Origin of the sequence: Rhizobium sophoriradicis, assembly GCF_025200795.1 — a bacterium.
Taxonomy (GTDB): domain Bacteria; phylum Pseudomonadota; class Alphaproteobacteria; order Rhizobiales; family Rhizobiaceae; genus Rhizobium; species Rhizobium sophoriradicis.
On sequence record NZ_CP104152.1, the window covers coordinates 3,679,362 to 3,699,392 of the forward strand.

General features: G+C 61.6%; 16 protein-coding genes, 1 pseudogene and 1 riboswitch. Of the genes and pseudogenes, 7 read left to right on the top strand and 10 right to left on the bottom strand.

What is annotated here, in order from left to right:
- Nucleotides 1-81 precede the first annotated feature (81 nt).
- The 3 genes from N2597_RS18060 (at nt 82) to N2597_RS18070 (ending at nt 4,410) form a co-directional block, all read left to right on the top strand.
- Nucleotides 82-903 carry an SDR family oxidoreductase gene (locus N2597_RS18060; protein ID WP_183599856.1) on the top strand — a complete coding sequence of 274 codons (822 nt, stop codon included), beginning with the start codon at nt 82-84 and terminating at the stop codon, nt 901-903.
- A gap of 94 nt (nt 904-997) precedes the next feature.
- Nucleotides 998-1,909: an SMP-30/gluconolactonase/LRE family protein gene (locus N2597_RS18065; RefSeq protein WP_183599854.1), complete on the top strand. Its 912-nt coding sequence runs from the start codon at nt 998-1,000 to the stop codon at nt 1,907-1,909.
- A 254-nt stretch (nt 1,910-2,163) separates the two neighbouring features.
- Complete coding sequence (locus N2597_RS18070) at nt 2,164-4,410, top strand: glycoside hydrolase family 2 protein (RefSeq protein ID WP_096763754.1); 2,247 nt, start codon at nt 2,164-2,166, stop codon at nt 4,408-4,410.
- A 6-nt stretch (nt 4,411-4,416) separates the two neighbouring features.
- On the opposite strand, the gene N2597_RS18075 is transcribed toward N2597_RS18070, so the two are convergent.
- The 4 genes from N2597_RS18075 to N2597_RS18090 all read right to left on the bottom strand — a co-directional run bounded on the left by N2597_RS18075 (nt 4,417) and on the right by N2597_RS18090 (nt 8,826).
- A complete protein-coding gene (locus N2597_RS18075) occupies nt 4,417-5,532 on the bottom strand; it encodes an ABC transporter ATP-binding protein (protein ID WP_183600200.1) in 1,116 nt (371 codons plus the stop codon).
- 3 nt (nt 5,533-5,535) lie between these two features.
- Complete coding sequence (locus N2597_RS18080; RefSeq protein WP_341356194.1) at nt 5,536-6,513, bottom strand: carbohydrate ABC transporter permease; 978 nt, start codon at nt 6,511-6,513, stop codon at nt 5,536-5,538.
- Nucleotides 6,510-7,463, bottom strand: coding sequence for a carbohydrate ABC transporter permease (locus tag N2597_RS18085; protein ID WP_183600196.1), 954 nt, complete (start codon nt 7,461-7,463; stop codon nt 6,510-6,512). The genes N2597_RS18080 and N2597_RS18085 overlap by 4 nt, the downstream gene beginning before the upstream one ends.
- A gap of 103 nt (nt 7,464-7,566) precedes the next feature.
- A complete protein-coding gene (locus tag N2597_RS18090; protein ID WP_183747945.1) occupies nt 7,567-8,826 on the bottom strand; it encodes an ABC transporter substrate-binding protein in 1,260 nt (419 codons plus the stop codon).
- A 446-nt stretch (nt 8,827-9,272) separates the two neighbouring features.
- Here N2597_RS18090 and queC point away from each other — a divergent pair, with 446 nt between their 5' ends.
- Genes queC through queE form a run of 3 tightly spaced genes read left to right on the top strand, consistent with a single transcriptional unit; the run spans nt 9,273 to nt 11,064 of the window.
- On the top strand, nt 9,273-9,983 hold the full coding sequence (queC, locus tag N2597_RS18095; protein WP_183600098.1) for a 7-cyano-7-deazaguanine synthase QueC: 711 nt from the start codon (nt 9,273-9,275) through the stop codon (nt 9,981-9,983).
- A complete protein-coding gene (gene queD, locus N2597_RS18100; RefSeq protein WP_183600100.1) occupies nt 9,983-10,339 on the top strand; it encodes a 6-carboxytetrahydropterin synthase QueD in 357 nt (118 codons plus the stop codon). The genes queC and queD overlap by 1 nt, the downstream gene beginning before the upstream one ends.
- Nucleotides 10,336-11,064 (top strand): 7-carboxy-7-deazaguanine synthase QueE, encoded by a 729-nt coding sequence (gene queE, locus N2597_RS18105; RefSeq protein WP_183600102.1) that lies wholly within the window; start codon nt 10,336-10,338, stop codon nt 11,062-11,064. The genes queD and queE overlap by 4 nt, the downstream gene beginning before the upstream one ends.
- A gap of 12 nt (nt 11,065-11,076) precedes the next feature.
- Here queE and N2597_RS18110 read toward each other — a convergent pair whose 3' ends face one another.
- The 6 genes and pseudogenes from N2597_RS18110 to N2597_RS18135 form a co-directional block, all read right to left on the bottom strand.
- The gene (locus tag N2597_RS18110) at nt 11,077-12,300 is read right to left on the bottom strand and encodes an adenylate/guanylate cyclase domain-containing protein (RefSeq protein WP_183600104.1); all 1,224 of its coding nucleotides are present in this window, start codon (nt 12,298-12,300) and stop codon (nt 11,077-11,079) included.
- A gap of 103 nt (nt 12,301-12,403) precedes the next feature.
- Complete coding sequence (gene nrdF / locus N2597_RS18115; RefSeq protein WP_183600106.1) at nt 12,404-13,378, bottom strand: class 1b ribonucleoside-diphosphate reductase subunit beta; 975 nt, start codon at nt 13,376-13,378, stop codon at nt 12,404-12,406.
- A 201-nt stretch (nt 13,379-13,579) separates the two neighbouring features.
- Nucleotides 13,580-15,757 carry a class 1b ribonucleoside-diphosphate reductase subunit alpha gene (gene nrdE, locus N2597_RS18120; protein WP_183600108.1) on the bottom strand — a complete coding sequence of 726 codons (2,178 nt, stop codon included), beginning with the start codon at nt 15,755-15,757 and terminating at the stop codon, nt 13,580-13,582.
- Nucleotides 15,736-16,132 (bottom strand): annotated as a pseudogene (gene nrdI / locus N2597_RS18125) (class Ib ribonucleoside-diphosphate reductase assembly flavoprotein NrdI). The gene nrdE and the pseudogene nrdI overlap by 22 nt, the downstream one beginning before the upstream one ends.
- A 12-nt stretch (nt 16,133-16,144) precedes the next feature.
- Complete coding sequence (gene nrdH, locus N2597_RS18130; RefSeq protein ID WP_003582512.1) at nt 16,145-16,366, bottom strand: glutaredoxin-like protein NrdH; 222 nt, start codon at nt 16,364-16,366, stop codon at nt 16,145-16,147.
- Between the two features lie 263 nt (nt 16,367-16,629).
- Nucleotides 16,630-16,855, bottom strand: a riboswitch (cobalamin riboswitch).
- Nucleotides 16,856-17,287: 432 nt separating this feature from the next.
- Entirely contained in the window at nt 17,288-19,531 is a 2,244-nt protein-coding gene (locus N2597_RS18135; RefSeq protein ID WP_183600110.1) for a heavy metal translocating P-type ATPase, read from the bottom strand.
- A gap of 71 nt (nt 19,532-19,602) precedes the next feature.
- Here N2597_RS18135 and N2597_RS18140 point away from each other — a divergent pair, with 71 nt between their 5' ends.
- Nucleotides 19,603-20,025, top strand: a complete 423-nt coding sequence (locus tag N2597_RS18140; RefSeq protein WP_183600112.1) for a MerR family transcriptional regulator — start codon at nt 19,603-19,605, stop codon at nt 20,023-20,025.
- Nucleotides 20,026-20,031: the final 6 nt, after the last annotated feature.

The following is a 20,031-nucleotide window of genomic DNA, read 5'->3' on the forward strand; positions in this document are numbered from 1 at the left end:
GATGAGGGGGCCTCACGCAGTAACATAACCGCCCCCCCACCCGCGGGGAGGCCGCCGCATATCATCACAAGGAGGAACCCCATGAGCACAGACCACGGCCGCCTCGATGGCAAGATCGCCATCGTCACCGGCGGCACGCAAGGCTTGGGCGCTACCATTGCCCGGCTCTTTGCCGAACGCGGCGCGGCAGGCATCGTCATCTGCGGGCGCAACGAAGCCAAAGGCAAGGCGAAGGCTGCCGAGATTTCCGCCGCCACCGGAGCGCGGGTCGTCTATGTCAAGGCCGATCTCGGAAAGGTCGAAGACGCGCGGAATGTCGTGCACGCCTGCGACGACGCCTTCGGCCGGGTCGACGCGCTGGTCAATGCCGCCGCCATCACCGATCGCGGCACAATCCTCGATACGAGCCCGGAACTCTTCGACGCCATGTTCGCCGTCAACGTGCGGGCGCCGTTCTTCCTGATGCAGGAGACGGTGAAGGTCATGCGCCGCGAAAAGATCGAAGGCACGATCGTCAACATCGGCTCGATGTCGGCCAAAGCCGGCCAGCCCTTCATCGCCGCCTATTGCGCCTCCAAGGGCGCGTTGGAAACGCTAACGAAGAACACCGCCTATGCGCTCCTGCGCAACCGAATCCGCGTCAACGGCCTCAATATCGGCTGGATGGCGTCGGAAGGCGAGGACCGCATCCAGCGCGAATATCACAATGCACCGGCCGACTGGCTGGAGAAGGCGGCAGCGAACCAGCCCTTCGGCCGCCTCGTCGATCCGCATGAGGTGGCGCGGGCCTGCGCTTATCTGTCGTCGGCCGAATCGGGGCTGATGACCGGCTCGGTCATCTGCTTCGACCAGTCGATCTGGGGTGCTTACGACGGCTCGCCGCATCCGGTCGCCGCCCTCTGAAAAAACTGGAGCCCGGCATTTCCGATCGTCGGGCTCTGGCACCTCCCTCCGTTTGTCGCTAGGAAAGTGACGGCATATTCTGGGAGGAACTGGCGTGGCCGACAATCCGCTTTATGACATCCGCGATGAACGTTTCGGCGCTCTGGTTATCGGCAGCGCAGCCCTTGAGGAGCTCTATTCCGGCTGCCGCTGGACGGAGGGCCCGGTCTGGTTTTCCGATCTGAACTGCCTTCTCTGGAGCGATATCCCGAACGAACGCATGATGCGCTGGACGCCCGACGGTACGGTCTCCGTCTTTCGCTCGCCGTCCAACTACGTCAACGGCAACACTCGCGACCGGCAGGGCCGGCTCATCTCCTGCGAGCATGGCGGCCGCCGCGTCACCCGCACCGAGCCGGACGGCAGCATCACCGTTCTCGCCGACAGCTATAAGGGCAAACGGCTGAACTCACCGAACGATGTCGTCGTTAGTTCCGACGGTTCGATCTGGTTCACCGATCCGACCTACGGCATCCTGTCGGACTACGAGGGCCATAAGGCCGAGCCCGAACAGCCGACCCGCAATGTCTATCGGATCGATCCTTCAAGCGGCGCGATCGAGGCCGTCATCGAGGATTTCATTCAGCCGAACGGGCTTGCCTTCTCGCCCGACGAGACGCAGCTCTACATCGCCGATTCCGGCTCGGCAAAACATGAAGTGCCGCGCCATATAAGAGTTTTCGACGTCGTCGACGGCACAAGGCTTACCAACAGCCGCTATTTCTGTAGCCTCGATGTCGGCAATCCTGATGGTTTCCGTTTCGATGTCAGCGGCAATCTCTGGACGAGCGCTGGTGACGGCGTACATTGCTTCTCATCCGACGGCACGCTGCTCGGCAAGATCAGGGTGCCGCAGACGGTCTCCAACCTCACCTTCGGCGGCCCCAAGAAAAACCGGCTGTTCATAACCGCGACGCGCTCGGTCTATTCGATCTATACGAAGACGAACGGCGCACAATATCCGTGAGGATCAGGCACCGGCTTGAAGATCGCCGTTCCGGGATGACGACGTGCATAAAAAAAGCTAAAGCGCGTCACACGAATGAGATTCGATGTGCGTGCTTTAGAGCATGTGGCCGAAACCTGTGAGCGGTTTCGGACAACATCCTGTTCTGGCAGCCCGCGCATCCATTGCATCAAGAAGGGATGTCCCGATGACCCGATTTTCACGCGCCGAAGGGCGCCGCACCACTTCTGATGCCATGACCGGGAGAGCCTGAGATGCGTTCCGTCGTTTCCTTCAACGAAGGCTGGAGTTTCCATGAGGGCTTCGGACAGCGTCTGCTCGAAAGCTTCGACGCCGCCAAGTCGGTCAGCCTCCCCCATACCGCCATCGAACTGCCGTTCAACTATTTCGACGAGACCAGCTACCAGCGCGCCTTCACCTATCAGAAGGTACTGCGCTGGCTGCCGGAATTCGAGGGCCGCGAGGTCTCGCTCGTCTTCGACGCCGCCATGGCCGACAGCGTCGTCTATCTGAACGGCGAAGAAATCATCGCCCACAAGGACGGCTACACCCCCTTCGAGGCCCGCCTCACTGGCAAGCTCCTGAAGGGCGAGAACCTCATTACCGTCAAGATCGACGGTAGCGAAAACCCCGCCATTCCGCCCTTCGGCGGCCGCATCGATTATCTCACATATGCCGGCATCTACCGCGACGTTTGGCTGAAGGTCACCGATCCGGTGTCGATCCGCAATCTCAAGATCGAAACCACCGACGTCCTCGCTCCAGAGAAATCGGCAACCATCCGCGTCGATATCGCCAATCCCGAGGGCCGCAGCTTCTCGGCGACCGTCACCGCCACGCTGAAGCAGTCGGACGGCGCGGTGATCGCCACCGCAGCGACCGAGACGATCGGCGACCGCACCAGGCTTTCCTTTGGCGGCCTTACCGGCATCGCGCTCTGGGACATTACCGATCCCACGCTCTACGAGGTCACCGTCGAACTCCGGACAGAGCACGGCTCCGACCGCGTCTCCTCCCGCTTCGGCTTCCGCACCGCCGAGTTCACGCCGGAAGGTTTCCTCTTGAACGGCAAGCCGCTGAAGCTGCGCGGCCTCAACCGTCACCAGTCCTTCCCCTATATCGGTTATGCTGCCGGCCGGTCCGCCCAGGAGCGCGACGCCGACATCATGAAGAGCGTGCTGAAGTGCAATATCGTCCGCACCTCGCATTATCCGCAGTCGAAATGGTTCCTCGACCGCTGCGATGCGATCGGCCTGCTGGTCTTCGAAGAGATCCCGGGCTGGCAGCATATTGGCGACGCCGACTGGCAGAAGGAATCGATCGAGAACGTCCGCCGTATGATCGAGCGCGACTGGAACCATCCCTCGATCATCATCTGGGGCGTGCGCATCAACGAATCGCAGGATAATCACGACTTCTACGCCGAGACCAATCGCCTCGCCCGCGAACTCGACAGCACTCGCCAGACCGGCGGCGTGCGTTATATCACCGAGAGCGAGCTGCTCGAGGACGTCTATACGATGAACGACTTCATCCTCGGCAACGAGGAACTGCCGGGCGCCAACCGCCCGCGCACCGCATTGCGCGGCCAAGAGGAAAATACCGGGCTGTCGAAAAAAGTGCCGTATCTCATCACCGAGTTCAACGGCCACATGCACCCGACGAAGATCTATGACCAGGAGCAGCGCCAGGCCGAGCATGTGCGCCGTCACCTAGAGGTGCTGAATGCCGCCTATGGCGACCCCGATATCTCGGGCGCGATCGGCTGGTGCATGTTCGATTACAACACCCACAAGGATTTCGGCTCGGGCGACCGCATCTGCTATCACGGCGTCATGGACATGTTCCGCGAGCCGAAATTCGCCGCCTATGCCTATATCAGTCAGTGCGACCCGTCCGATGAGATCGTCATGAAGCCGGTGACCTTCTGGGCGCGCGGCGAGCGCAATATCGGCGGCGTGCTGCCGCTGATCATCCTCACCAATTGCGACGAGGTGGAACTGCAATATGGCGGGCTCAGCAAGCGCATCGGCCCGGACCGCGAGAATTATCCGCATCTGCCGCATCCGCCCGTCGTGCTCGATCATCGCCACTTCACCGCCGACGAGCTCGGCACCTGGGGTCTGGAATGGATCGACGGCACCTTGACCGGTTATATCGGCGGCGAGCCGGTGGCGAGCCTGACGTTTGCCGCCGATCCGCTGCCGACGACGCTGGAAATCGTCGCCGACAGCCACACGCTGAAGGCCCGCGAACGCGACAGCACCCGCGTCATCATTCGCGCCCTCGACCAATGCGGCCAGCGCCTGCCCTTCATGAACGACAGCATTGCGCTGAAAGTGCATGGACCCGGAAAAATCGTCGGCCCGGCCAATGTGCCGCTGCAGGGCGGCACCGCCGGCTTCTGGCTGGAGGCGACGGGTCTGGTCGGCGAGATCACCGTCGAAGCGATCTCCTCGCGTTTCGCGCCGGTGACCCTCACTGTGACGGCCGCCGCCTGACGGCCATCACGCGATCCGCACTTGGCTGTCTGGATCGAAGAACACGGCCTTGTCGAGATTGAAGGCAAGCCGGGTGTTCTGGCCCGGCGCGATGCCGGCATCGGCGCGCAGGCGGGCGACGACGGATTTGCCGCCGAGCTTGGTGACGGCGAAGGTGTCGGAGCCGGCCGGTTCGACCACTTCGATCAGGCAATCGTCCTCGGTCAGCGAGCGCGCCTTGCGGTCGGCGCCGTCAGGATCGGTCAAGGCTTCCGGGCGGATGCCGAAGATCACCTGCTTGCCGGCATAGGCCGACAGGCCGTGATTGCCGGAGACCACCGGCAATCTCAGCGGCGCGCCATTCGGCCGTTCGAGTGCGACGGCGATCCCGGACGCACTGGCCTCGACGGTGGCGTTGAGCAGGTTCATCGCCGGCGATCCCATGAAGTCGGCGACGAAGAGATTGGCCGGGCTGTTATAGATCTCGGCCGGCGTGCCGAACTGCTGCAGCACCCCGTCCTTGAGCACGGCGATCTTGGTCGCCAGCGTCATCGCCTCGATCTGGTCGTGGGTGACATAGACGAAGGTCGTGCCCATGCGCTGGTGCAGCCGCTTGATCTCGGTGCGCATGTCGACGCGCAGCTTGGCGTCGAGATTGGACAAGGGCTCGTCGAACAGGAAGACCTGCGGATTGCGCACCAAAGCCCGGCCCATGGCGACGCGCTGGCGCTGGCCGCCGGACAGCTGGCTCGGCTTGCGATCGAGCAGATGGCCGATCTGCAGCATGTCGGAGACCTGTTTGATCGCCTTGGCCCGCTCCTCCTTCGGCACGCCGCGGATCTCCATGCCGAAGGCGATATTGCCCGCCACCGTCATATTCGGATAGAGCGCATAGGACTGGAACACCATGGCGATGTCGCGCTTGGACGGATGCAGACCGTTGATGGCGCGCCCGTCGATCCGGATATCGCCCGCGGTGATCGTCTCCAGCCCCGCAATGGTGTTGAGCAGGGTCGACTTGCCGCAGCCGGACGGGCCGACCAGCACCAGGAAGCCGCCCTTTTCGAGTTCGAGGTCGATGCCCTTGAGGATGTCGACGGCGCCGAAGCGCTTTCTGAGACCGGAGATTTCCAGGAAGGCCATGACTTACCCTTTGACTGCGCCCGCCATCAGACCGCGCACGAAGTAGCGGCCGGCGAGGATGTAGACGATGAGCGTCGGAACGGCGGCGATCATCGCCGCCGCCATGTTGACATTGTATTCGACCACCCCGGTCGAGGTGTTGACGACATTGTTGAGCGCCACCATCATCGGCATGGAGTCACCGGTGCCGGCGTAAGCCGAGGCAAACAGGAAGTCGTTCCAGATATTGGTGAACTGGTAGATGACGGTGACGACGATGATCGGCAGCGAGTTCGGCAGCATGATGCGGCGGAAGATCTGGAAGAAGCTGGCGCCGTCGACCTGGGCGGCTCTGACCAGCTCGGTCGGAAAGGCTTCGTAGAAGTTGCGGAAGAACAGCGTGGTGAAGCCCAATCCGTAGACGACATGGACGAAGACCAGGTTGACGGTCGGATTGCCGAAGCCGAAGTTCCAGCCGGTGGCGTTCTGCAGGGTGACGCCGAAGCGGCCGAGCGAGCCGAGGATGGTCGCCATCGGCAACAGCACCGACTGGAACGGGATGAAGCAGGCAAACAGCATCAACCCGAACACCAGCATATGGCCGGGGAAACGCCATTTGGTCAGGATATAGCCGTTGAGCGCCCCCATGATGGTGGAGATCGCCACCGCCGGTACGACCATCTTGATCGAGTTCCAGAAGTAGCCCTTGATGCCGGCGCAGGTCAGCCCGACGCAGGTCTCGCCCCAGGCCTTGATCCAGGGATCGAAGGTCGGCGATTGCGGCAGCGCCAGCATGTTGCCGCCCTGGATCTCCTCCATCGTCTTGAACGAGGTCACCAGCATGACGAAGAGCGGCATCAGATAGAGGATGGCGAAGATCAGCAGCAGGCCGTAGATGACCAGGCGGCCGATCCAGCGGGTGTTGCTGCTCTGGTCGCTGTTGTCGCTGCGCTGCGAGAGCGTTGCGGTCGGGGTGGCGATGGGAGAGGTGACGCTGCTCATCGCGCCTTCTCCTTCAGTTCGGAATAGAGATAGGGCACGATGATCGCCGAGATCGTCATCAGCATGATGATGGCGCTGGCCGAGCCGACGGCCATCTCGTTGCGCTTGAAGGTATATTCATACATGAAGTTGGACGGCAGCCAGGCCGAGCCGCCCGGCCCTCCCGAGGTCAGCGCCACCACCAGGTCGTAGGACTTGATCGCCATATGGGCGAGCACGATGAAGGCGGAGAGGAAGATCGGCCGCAGCAGCGGGATGACGATGCGGCGGTAAAGCTGGAAGGGCGAGGCGCCGTCGATCTCAGCCGCCTTCATGATCTCGCCGTCGATGCCGCGAAGCCCGGCCAAAAACATCGCCATGACGAAGCCCGAGGCCTGCCAGACGCCGGCGATGACGACGGTGTAGATGACGAAGTCCTTGTTCTTGATCCAGTCGAAGTGGAAGCTCGTCCAGCCGAAGTGATGCAGCGTCTGCTCCAGCCCGAGGCCGGGATCGAGGAACCATTTCCAGGCCACCCCTGTGACGATGAAGGACAGCGCCATCGGATAGAGGAAGATTGGTCTCAGCAGCCCCTCGCCGCGGATCTTCTGGTCGAGCAGGATGGCGAGCAGCAGGCCGAGTGCCAGGCAGATGCCGACATAGAGAAAGCCGAAGATCGCCATGTTGGTGATCGAGGTGTACCAGGAGGATGGCGGATCGCTCTCGAAGGTCCAGCGCCACAGCCGTTGATAGGCGCGCGGTCCCGTCAGCGCATAAGACGGGAAGGTCTTGGAATTGGTGAAGGAGAGATAGGCCGTCCAGACGATGAAGCCGTAGACGAAGACCAGGGTGATGACGAAGCTCGGCGCCAGCACGATCTTCGGCAGCGCATCCTGCAGCCGGCCTCTGAGCGAGATCGGCGTCGTCTGCCCGGGGGTCAGAACCGGATCGGTGGTCGCAACTGTGCTCATGGATATCATCTCCCTTCCTGCAGGATCGGCTCGGCAATGATCGTCGCGGAGCCTGACGCTTCCCCGGCCCAAGAGACGGGGAAGCCTTGTTCATCGACTGATCTCAGCGGGCGTCGTCGATCGCCTGGACGAGCTGGGTGACGGCTTCGTCGGAGCTCTTGATCTGGCCGTGGACGAACTTCGAGACGACGTCCTTATAGGCATTGGCGATCGCCGGCGGCGCGCCATAACCCTGGGCCAGCGAACCGAACAGCGTGCCGCCCTCATTGGCCGCCTTCAGATCGGCGATGCCCTTCTTGCCGCAGGCGTCGAAGTCGGTGTCGGGAACGTCTGTGCGAGCCGGCACCGAACCCTTGACGACGTTGAAGGCCGACTGGAAGCTCTTCGACAGCGTTGCCGTCGCCAGCGCCACCTGCGCCGCCTTGCGGTCGTCCGGGACGTTGAACATGCCGAACATGTCGGAGTTGTAGATGACGCTGCCGTCGGTGCCGGGGAAGCGGTAGCAGAGGAAGTCGGTGTCCGGCGTCTTCTTGGCGGCGACGAATTCGCCCTTGGCCCAGTCGCCCATCACCTGCACCAGCGCATCACCCTTGATGACCATGGCGGTCGCGAGATTCCAGTCACGGCCGGAGAAGTTCGGATCGACATATTTGACGATCTTCGCCAGGTTGTCGAAGGACTTCTTCATCGTCTCCGACTTCAGCGATTCCTCGTCGAGGTCGTTCATCGCCTTCTTGTAGAATTCCGGGCCGCCGGTCGACAGCACGATGGAATCGAACATCGTCGCCTCCTGCCAGTTCTGGCCGCCGAGCGCCAAGGGGATCACACCCGCAGCCTTCGCCTTGTCGAGCAGCGCGATCAGGTCGTCGAAGGTCTTCGGCTCCGTGCCGCCGATCTTGTCCATCACCGCCTTGTTGATCCACAGCCAGTTGACCGAGTGGACGTTAACAGGGGCTGCCACCCATTTGCCGTCATAGACGGAGAACTTCTGCAGGGCCGCCGGCACCGACTTGTCCCAGCCTTCCTTCTTCGCCGTCTCGGTCAGATCGCCCATGACGCCGGCCTCGGCATAATCGAGCACGGTGTAACCCAGCATCTGCGAGGCGGTCGGATAGGTGCCTGCCGCAACCATCGCCTTCAGCGCCGTCATCGCCGCATCACCGCCGCCGCCGGCAACCGGCACGTCCTTCCAGGCAAAACCTTCCTTCGACAGATCCTCCTTCAAGACGTTCAAGGCAGCCGCCTCGCCGCCAGATGTCCACCAGTGCAGCATCTGCACCTCTTTTACGTCGGCGGCCCGCGCCGCACCGAGGCCAGCCATCATCACGACGGCAACAGCCGCCGAGCTCAAAAACTTGCGCATGAAATTCCTCCCATTGAAAATCGGCGGCGGGCCCTCCCTGCCGCCCGATGCTTTCCGCCTTGCGGCGGTCAACATTCGGCCGCGCTCCTCCGCACGGTTGCTAATTTAAAACGTGATAAGCCTCTGATCGTCAAGTCCTTTCTCGACTCCCGAGAAAAATATGCCTTTTCTATTATCCTATTGAATTAATTAGTTTATTAATCCTTCTATTCACCAGTCCACCTATACGCCTTTGAGATCCGGACGCGGTCTCCATGTCGCCCGCGAGTGCGATCTCATCCGCAGCCGACGTATATCGATTGCGCGCCAACCCCATCCACGAGGATCGGCCGCTGATCAATTTTCCGATCATTAGGACCCGCCTATTTCCCTGAGGCGAGATTTGCCGTAGAAGCACGCCGTAATCCGGTCGCAGCCCACCCGGTCAAAACAAGGGAATCCAACATATGAAGACTATCGTCGTCTGCTCTGGCGGACTCGACTCCGTTTCGCTTGCCCACAAGATAGCAGCGGAACAACAGCTTATCGGCCTCGTCTCCTTCGACTACGGCCAGCGGCACCGCAAGGAACTTGACTTCGCCGCCCGGTGTGCCGCGCGTCTCTCAGTTCCTCATCATATCATCGATATCGCCGCCATCGGCGGCCATCTCAGCGGATCGGCGCTGACCGATAATGTCGAGGTCCCGGACGGCCACTATGCCGAGGAGACCATGAAGGCCACCGTGGTGCCGAACCGCAATGCCATCATGCTGGCGATCGCCTTCGGCCTGGCGGCCGCGCAGAAGGCGGATGCCGTCGCCGTCGCCGTGCATGGCGGCGACCACTTCATCTATCCGGACTGCCGGCCGGGCTTCATCGACGCCTTCCAGCGCATGCAGAACGAAGCACTGGACGGTTATGCCAGCGTCAGACTGCTGGCGCCGTATGTCGATGTGCCCAAAGCGGCGATCGTCGCCGACGGCGCAAAACACGGTACGCCGTTTGCCGAGACCTGGTCCTGCTACAAAGGCGGCAGGCTCCATTGCGGGCGCTGCGGAACCTGCGTCGAACGCCGCGAGGCTTTCCATCTTGCCGGCATTTCCGATCCGACGGACTATGAAGACCGGGATTTCTGGAAAGCGGCGGTGTCGCAATATTCCGCCGCGGAGGTGCGTTGATGTATCGCATCACTAAGGAATTTCACCTCTCCGCCTCGCACCAGCTGGATCATCTGCCGGCCGACCATCAATGCGCCAGGCTCCACGGCCATAACTATATCGTCGTCGTCGAGCTCGCCGCCGAAAGCCTGAATGACGACGGCTTCGTTCGCGACTATCACGACCTCTCGCCGCTCAAGCGCTATATCGACGATGCTCTCGATCATCGCCACCTGAACGAGGTCTTCGGTCATTCGAAAGTCACGTCCGAATTCCTGGCAAAGCACTTTTACGACTGGTGCAAGCAGCGTTTCCCAGAGACATCGTCCGTTCGCGTCAGCGAGACGCCGAAGACCTGGGCGGAGTACCGGCCATGAGCGGAGAGACCATTCGCGTCAGCGAGATCTTCGGCCCGACCATCCAGGGCGAAGGCGCCTTGATCGGGCTGCCGACGGTGTTCGTCCGGACGGGCGGCTGCGACTACCGCTGCTCGTGGTGCGACAGCCTTCACGCGGTCGATAGCGCCTTCCGCGATCAATGGAGCCCCATGTCGGCCGAGGCGATCTGGCAGGAGGTCACGAAGCTCTCCGGAGGCAGGCCGATGACGGTTTCTTTGTCCGGCGGCAATCCGGCGATCCAGCCTTTGGGACCGCTGATCGAGCTCGGCCACTCCCAGGGATACCGCTTCGCGCTGGAAACGCAGGGAAGTGTGGCCCGGAACTGGTTTCGCGATCTCGATATCCTGGTCTTGAGCCCCAAGCCGCCGTCAAGCGGAATGTCGACTGATTGGGGCGAGCTCGACAATTGCCTTCGGCTCACCGCCGGCGGGCCGGAGATCGCATTGAAAATCGTGGTCTTCGACGATGCCGACTACGCGTTCGCGCGACAGGTGGGGGAGCGCTATCCCTATATTCCCTTGTTCCTTCAGCCCGGAAACCACACGCCGCCGCCACCCAATGATGACGACGCGCGTATCGATATCGAGGGCGTGATGGATCGGATGCACTGGCTCGTCGAGAAGGTGACGGCCGACCGATGGTTTGCGCCGCGCGTGCTGCCGCAGCTGCACGTGCTGCTGTGGGGAAACAAACGCGGCGTCTGAACCTGTCTGCGCCTACCGCTCAGGAAAAGCGAAGACATCGACCGGTTCGCCGAGCCCGCGCAGCGGGAAGGTGCCGAGACTGTCCATCTCTTGCGCGCAGCCCGCCATTTCGACGAAGGCCCGCGACAGGAGCACCGGACGCTTGACCTCCTTGGTCAGGCTTTCCAGCCGCGAGGCGACATTGACCGCCGGGCCGATGACGGTGAAATCGAGCCGCCGGCGCGAGCCGATATTGCCGTACATGACATCGCCGACATGCACGCCGACCCCGTAGCGCAGCGGTTCACGCCCGTTGCCCGCATACTGCTGGTTCAGTTGCGCCATCAACGCCTGCCCCTCGCGGATCGCCTGCAGCAGATCATGGCAGGCCGTTTCCTTGGCTAACGGGAAGATCGCCAGCAATCCGTCGCCCATGAACTTCAGGATCTCGCCGCCATAGCGCTCGATCGGGTCGGACATGGCGTCGAAATAATCGTTGAGCAGATGGATGACATCGTCGCGCGGCCAGAGATCGGAGATCCCCGTAAAGTCGCGCAGGTCGCAGATCATGATCGCCGCGCCGACGGTGGCGCCGCTGCCGCGCGTCGTGACGCCCGACAGGATATGTTCGCTCGCATGCGGTCCCACATAGGTCTGCAGCAGCGTGCGCGCCATGATATTCTTCAGCCGGATTTCGCTGACAAGCGTTAGCGCTGGCAGGAGATCGCGCAGGAAATCGACATGTTCGCGCTCGAAGCCGCCCGGCCGGCTGGTGGAAAATGTCACGACATGCCGCTTGCCGAAGGTGTGCTCGACCGGCCAGGCGATATACTCGGTCAAGCCGTCGTCGCGCAGGTCCTGATAGAATGAATCCATCTCGCCGTCGGCTGCGCCTTCCAGCTGCCTGTGCACCTCCTCCGCACCCTGATGGATCGCGTTGACCGGACTGGTCAGGAACTCCGGCGTGTTTTCGACGCCATAGGCGAATGTATCGATCTTCGCCTCCGCCAGTCCCTCCTTCCAAAGAATGCGGGCACCGACCCATTGCGGGTGGTTCACCCTGAAATGCAGCGTCGCCCGCGCCACCGGCACCCCAGCCGCCAGCAGCTTCTCACACATCTCCACCAGGATGTTGTCGATGAAGCGCTCGCCGCGCGTCTCGTTCACCAGCCAGTCGAGAACGCGTCTCCTGCGGATCGGCCAAACGCCGTCGTTGGCTTCGACGGCAATCCCGGCCTTGTTTGGAAAAGACGACATCAAAAAACTCCGCTACATCGCGTCATCGGCGAGGATCGATTTCAGTTTCCGCTGAATGTGGGCGACAGGGAAGCAAATGATAAGGGCAAATGGCGATAAAACCTCAGAAATCCCAGTCCTCATCCTCGGTCGCCACAGCCTTGCCGATGACATAGGACGACCCGGAGCCGGAGAAGAAGTCGTGGTTCTCGTCGGCATTCGGCGAAAGCGCCGACAGGATCGCCGGATTGACCTTGCAGGCCTCGGCCGGGAACAGCGCCTCGTAGCCGAGGTTCATCAGCGCCTTGTTGGCATTGTAATGCAGGAATTTCTTGACGTCCTCGGTCAGCCCGACGCCGTCATAGAGCGCCTCGGTATATCGGGCCTCGTTGTCGTAGAGCTCGAGCAGCAGGTCGAAGGCGAAATCCTTGATCTCCTGCCTTCTCTCCTCGGAAAGCCGCTCCAACCCGCGCTGGAACTTGTAGCCGATATAATAGCCGTGCACCGCCTCGTCGCGGATGATCAGCCGGATCATGTCGGCCGTGTTGGTCAGCTTGGCGCGGCTCGACCAGTACATCGGCAGGTAGAAGCCGGAATAGAACAGGAAGCTTTCGAGGAAGACGCTGGCGACCTTCTTCTTCAATGGATCGCCTGAACCATACTGCTCCATGATCAGCGCCGATTTCCGCTGCAGGAACTCGTTTTCCTCCGACCAGCGATAGGCATCGTCGACATCGGGCGTCGAGCACAGCGTCGAAAAGATCGAGGAATAGGAGCGCGCATGCACCGCCTCCATGAAGGAGATATTGGAAAGCACCGCCTCCTCATGCGGGGTTATCGCATCTTCCATCAGCCTGATCGCGCCGACGCCGTGCTGGATCGTGTCGAGCAGCGTCAGCCCGGTGAAGACGCGGATGGTCAGCTGCGGCTCGGCCGGCGTCAGCGTCGCCCAGGACGGGATGTCGTTCGAAAGCGGCACCTTCTCCGGCAGCCAGAAATTGCCGGTCAGCCGGTTCCAGACTTCGAGATCCTTATCGTCCTCGATACGGTTCCAGTTGATGGCGCGCACGCGGGAAACGGATTTGAGTTGCATGTTCATTGAGCGGTCCCTCTTGAGGAATTTGTCTGAGTTTGCCCCTCATCCGCCTGCCGGCACCTTCTCCCCGCTTGCGGGGCGAAGGAGGCACGCCGCAAGCTCTCCATTCCCCACAAACCTCTCGCAGGGCACGTCCCCTCTCCCCGTTTTTACGGGGAGAGGGTTAGGGTGAGGGGCATCTTGCCGGTCCGGAGCGAAATCAATTCACAGCGTACAAGACACGCAGCCCTGCACCTCGGTGCCGGATAGCGCCATCTGGCGAAGGCGGATGTAGTAGATCGTCTTGATGCCCTTCCTCCAGGCGTAAATCTGCGCCTTGTTGATGTCGCGCGTCGTCGCCGTGTCGCGGAAGAACAATGTCAGCGACAGGCCCTGATCGACGTGCTGGGTCGCCGCCGCATAGGTGTCGATGATCTTCTCCGGTCCGATCTCGTAGGCGTCCTGATAATAATCGAGATTGTCGTTGGTCATGAACGGCGCCGGATAATAGACGCGGCCAATCTTGCCTTCCTTGCGGATTTCGATCTTCGAGACGATCGGATGGATCGAGGAGGTCGAATGATTGATATAGGAGATCGATCCGGTCGGCGGCACCGCCTGCAGGTTCTGGTTATAGAGGCCGGACGTCATGACAGCCGTCTTCAATGCCGCCCAATCGTCCTGTGTCGGAATATGGATTCCTGATTTGTCGAACAGCGTCTGCACCTTCTCCGTCGCCGGCTTCCATTCCTGCTCGGTATATTTGTCGAAATAATCGCCGGAGGCATATTTCGAATTTTCGAAGCCCTTGAAGCTTGTGCCGCGTTCGACGGCCAGCAGGTTCGAGGCGCGGATCGCGTGGTAGGTCACCGTATAGAAATAGATATTGGTGAAATCGACGCCTTCCTCGGAGCCGTAGAAGATGCGTTCGCGAGCGAGATAACCGTGCAGGTTCATCTGGCCGAGGCCGATCGCATGGCTCTCGTCGTTGCCCTTCTCGATCGAAGGGACCGAGGCGATGTGGCTCATGTCGGAGACGGCCGTCAGCGCCCGGATGGACGTCTCGATCGTCCTGCCGAAATCGGCGGAGTCCATCGCCGCCGCAATGTTCAGCGAGCCGAGATTGCAGGAAATATCCTTGCCGAGATGCTTGTAGGAGAGGTCGTCGTTGTATTCGCTCGCTTCGCTGACCTGCAGAATCTCCGAGCAGAGATTGCTCATCGAAATACGCCCGGCGATCGGGTTCGCCCGGTTCACCGTGTCCTCGAACATGATGTAGGGATAACCGCTCTCGAACTGGATCTCGGCGATCACCTGGAAGAATTCGCGCGCCTTGATCTTCTTCTTCGAGATGCGCGCATCCGCCACCATCTCCCGATACTTTTCCGTCACCGAAATCTCGGTGAAAGGCACGCCATAGACGCGCTCAACGTCGTAAGGCGAGAACAGGTACATGTCCTCATTGTTTTTCGCGAGTTCGAAGGTGATGTCGGGCACGACGACGCCGAGCGACAGCGTCTTGATGCGGATCTTCTCGTCGGCATTTTCGCGCTTCGTGTCGAGGAAGCGCATAATGTCGGGGTGATGGGCGTTGAGATAAACGGCGCCGGCTCCCTGACGGGCACCGAGCTGGTTGGCATAAGAGAACGAGTCTTCGAGCAGCTTCATCACCGGAATGATGCCCGAGGATTGGTTCTCGATCTGCTTGATCGGCGCGCCGGCCTCACGGATGTTCGTCAGCGACAGCGCCACGCCGCCGCCGCGCTTCGACAATTGCAGCGCCGAATTGATCGACCGGCCGATCGATTCCATATTGTCCTCGACCCGCAGCAGGAAGCAGGAAACTAGTTCGCCGCGCTGCTTCTTGCCGGCATTGAGGAAGGTCGGGGTCGCCGGTTGGAAACGGCCGGAAATGATCTCGTCGACCATATCGCGGGCAAGCCCCTCGTCGCCGCGCGCGAGCGTCAGCGCCACCATGCAGATGCGGTCCTCGTAGCGCTCGAGATAGCGCTTTCCGTCGAAGGTCTTCAGCGTATAGCTGGTGTAATATTTGAAGGCGCCGAGGAAGGTCGGGAAACGGAATTTTCGGGCATAGGCCTGGTCAAACAGGTCGCGTACGAAATTGAAGGAGTACTGGTCGAGCACCTCCTGCTCGTAATAGCCCTCGGTCACGAGATAATCGAGCTTTTCCCTGAGATTGTGAAAGAACACCGTGTTCTGGTTCACATGCTGCAGGAAATACTGCTTGGCCGCCAAACGGTCCTTGTCGAGCTGGATCTTCCCCTCGTCATCATAGAGGTTCAGCATCGCATTCAGCGCGTGGTAGTCGAGCGCTTCTGCTGCCTTCAAAGTAAGATGCGGCTTTGCGCCCGCATCCCGCGTCAGAGTTGTTCCCGTATCCAAAATCGTTCCATCCCGTGTTTGACGTTGGCGACGTCGTCTTCGGTGCCCAAGAGCTCGAATCTGTAGAGGTAAGGCACCCGGCATTTCTGCGAGATCACGTCGCCGGCGAGCCCGTATGTCTCGCCGAAATTGCTGTTGCCCGCGGCAATCACCCCGCGGAGATGTCCTCGGTTTTCCGCATCGTTCAAAAAACGGATCACCTGCTTGGGAACGGCCCCCTTGCCGCCGTCGCCGCTATAGGTCGGCACAACAAGCACGAAGGGTTCGCGGATATGGAACGCCACCTGCCGGAATGCGCGCCGCGCGCAGTCCGAGCTTGGCGACGAAGCGATGGGTATTTTCGGATCGGCTGGAATAGTAGACGATCAGTCCCATCGCTTTTCCCGATCAGGAGAGCGCGCTGATCATGTCGGGGCGGAAGCCCGCCCAATGCCGCTCGCCGGCGATAACGACGGGCGCCTGCATGTAGCCGAGGCTGCGGACGCGATCGAGCGCTTCGGCATCCTCAGAGATATCGACGATGTCGTAATCGACACCCAGACGGTCGAGGGCGCGGTAGGTGGCGGTGCATTGGACGCAGGCCGGTTTGCTGTAGACGGTAATGGTCATGATGTTCCTCGTGACGATGCGATCGAGACGCGCGATATCGATCGGAAATCTTTCGATATCCGTCGAAACATTCTCGGATGGTTTGAGCGATGAACCTGCTCAGCCGCCGGGCGAGATCAGCCGTCTGCGTAGCGCGGGTGGCGGCCTGAACTGCGATACTGACATGACTTCACCCCGAAGTGGCTGATGCGGAGGTTCGGCCTGCGAAACGCGATGCGGATAGATCCGCAGTCATGCAACGCGACCTTCCGGACACCCCGCCGGTGGACGTTTCGTTCGAGGCAGGTCTCCTGGCTTGCGGGTCAAAGCATCCTGCCCAGCCTTCCCGAGGCATCATGCCTCAGTGACCTGAAATCGAACAGTTGCTCGCCGCTTACAGTTGCGGGGGCAGCTCCGGATTTGTCGCACCATCATGGCGAAACGCACCGTATTCCCGTCTTAGCCCGCGATCTTGACGAATCGAAGGAACCTCTGAACACTAGATATAGTACGCGAATCCAAAATAACGTCAACGGATGGTTTGTACATCGCCTTACGGCAGGTTTGAAATCACTGCGTTCCTGTGAAGAACATGGATAACGAAGGCTTAAAGAAAACAGGCTGCCGGAGCCTCTTCCCTGCGTCATCCTCGGCCTTGTGCTGTCCGATTCGGATCGATGTGTGCCCCTCACCCTAACCCTCTCCCCGTAAACGGGGGAGAGGGGACGTGCCTTGTGAGAGCCGTGAGAGGGACGGAGAGGTCGCGACTATCTCCCTTCGCCCCACCTGCGGGTAGAAGGTGGCGGCAGCCGGATGAGGGGCGGGCGGCGATCTCTTAAGGCGACAATCTTTTACTGCTCGTGCGTCCTTTGTCAGCGGCCTGAGAGTCGGCCTGTAGCCGCTCCCTGCGATTTGCGATTCCCGGTCAGGCCCAAATCGTCATTATCCCCTTACCCGAAGCAGCCTGAGCGCATTGATCGTCACCAGCACGGTGGCGCCGGTATCGGCGAGAATCGCCGGCCAGAGGCCGGTGATCCCCATGATCGTCGTCACCAGAAACACCGCCTTCAGCCCGAGCGCGATGGTGATATTCTCTAAGATATTGCGCATGGTTCGTTTGGACAGTTTAATCATCCGCGCCACGTCGCCAACGCGACCGTGAAGCACGGCGGCATCGGCCGTCTCCAGCGCCACATCGGTGCCGCCTCCCATGGCGATGCCGATATCGGCGGCGGCCAGCGCCGGAGCGTCGTTGATGCCGTCGCCGACCTTGGCGACGATGAAGCCCTGACGCTTCAATTCGCCGACGACCCGCTGCTTATCCTCAGGCATCATCTCGCCGCGCCAGTCGATGCCGAGCATGCCGGCAACGGCTGCCGCCGTCCGCTTGTTGTCGCCCGTCAGCATCATCGCCTTGACACCGGCCGATTTGAGCGCGGAAAGCCCGGCTTCGGCATCCTCGCGCGGCTCATCGCGCATGGCGATCAGGCCGACCGCAACGCCATTGACGAGCAGCACCGATACGCTCTTGCCTTCGTCGTTCAACGCGATGATACGCGCATCCTGATCTCCATCGAGCGCCCCGCGCTCGCGGGCCGCGGACGGAGACAGTAGATCGAGCCTCTCACCGCCCACCTTGCCACTAACGCCCTTGCCCGGCAGCGCTTCCAGCTCGAAGGCCGGCGGCACGGGAACGCCGTCCGCCCGAGCACGGTTGAGGATCGCCAGCGCCAAGGGATGGCTGGAGCCCTGTTCCAGCACCGCCGCGCGCGACAAGACCTGCGCCTCGCTCAGTCCGAAGGAAACGATATCGGTCACCTGAGGCTTGCCTTCCGTCAACGTGCCTGTTTTGTCGAAGGCGACCATGGTCACCTGGCCGAGGCTCTCCAGTATCGCGCCGCCCTTCATCAACAGCCCGCGCCGTGCGCCCGCGGAAAGCGAGGCGGCGATCGCCGCCGGCGTCGAGATGACGAGTGCGCAGGGGCAGCCGATCAGCAGGATGGCAAGGCCCTTGTAGACCCATTCGCCCCACGCGCCGGAAAGGAAGCTCGGCGGAACCACCGCGACCAATGCTGCAACCACCACCACGCCGGGCGTGTAATAACGAGAGAACCGGTCGATGAAGCGTTCCGTCGGCGCCTTCGATTCCTGCGCTTCCTCCACCAGCTTGACGACGCGGGCGATGGTGTTGTCGGCCGCGGCTGCGGTGACGCGAACCCGGAGCACTGCATCGCCATTCACTGTTCCGGCAAAAACCGCGGCATCGACACCCTTGCGCACCGGCGTGCTCTCGCCCGTCACCGGCGCCTCATCGATCGCACTCTCGCCCGATACGATGACGCCATCCGCCGAGATGCGGTCGCCGGGTCGCACCATGATGATCGCACCGACGGCAAGGCTCTCCGCCGGCACCTCCCGCGTTGCACCATTTTCTTCGAGCAGCGCATTCTTCGGCACCAGTGCCGTCAGCGATTGGATGCTTTGGCGCGCCTTGCCCGCCGCCACGCCCTCCAGCAGCTCGCCGACGAGGAACAGGAACACGACCGTCGCCGCTTCCTCTCCCGCATTGATAATGACGGCGCCGACAGCGGCGATCGTCATCAGCATCTCGATCGAAAACGGCGTACCGGCCATAGCCGCCATGACGGCGCGCCGCGCGATCGGCACCAGCCCGACCAGCATGGCAATGATGAAGACATAGGATGCAATCGCAGGCACCAGATGACCGACGGCATAGGCCGCGACGAGCGCCACACCCGAGAGGATCGTCAGCCGGCCCTTCCGGCTCTGCCACCATGGGCCGGCCATCGGCCCATGGTCGTGCCCGTGCAGGCCCTTGATTGCCTTATCGGCATTGCCATGATCGTGATCATGACCTTCGTGGTCGTGATCACCATGGTCGTGCCCCGCGTGATCATGGCCGTGATGATCGTGCGATCCGTGGTTTTGCGCCGGCGCGAAGCTTCCGGCAAAGGGAGAGAGCGAATAACCGAGCCCCGTCACCCTCTTCTCGATCGCCCTGAGGTCGCTGCTGCCGTCATGCCGGACGGTCATCGTGCCCGCCACCACCGAGACGGACACATCGGCGACACCCGCCACGCGCCTGACCGCCGTGTCGATCTTCGTCGCACAGGCGGCGCAATCCATGCCGCCGACCCGGTATCGTGTCTCGCTCGTCTCAGCCATGATCCGCTTCCTTGTCAAACAGAAGCACCTCTCCTACATCCTCTAGCGACTAGAGGTGCAAGAGGAAGATCATGAAAAAGATCACGATCGGCGAAGCCGCTCGCCGGAGCGGAGTCAAAGTGCCGACGGTGCGTTATTACGAGAGCATCGGCCTGCTCGCGGCCCCGAGCCGCAGCGAAGGCAACCAGCGCTCCTTCGAACCCGCCGATATCAGCCGCCTCACCTTCATCCGCCATGCCCGCGAACTCGGCTTCGAGATCGAGGCGATCCGCACGCTGCTCACCCTGCAGGATGATCCGCACCAATCCTGCGCCTCGGCCGACGCCATCGCCAAGGCTCGCCTCGTCGAGGTCGAACAGCGCATCCGCAGCCTGATGGCGCTGAAGGCCGAACTCGAAATCATGGTGGAAGGCTGCGGCCACGGCCGTGTCGATCAATGCCGCGTTATCGAGGTTCTCGCCGATCACGGTCAGTGCACGCATTCGCATCACTGATCCCGC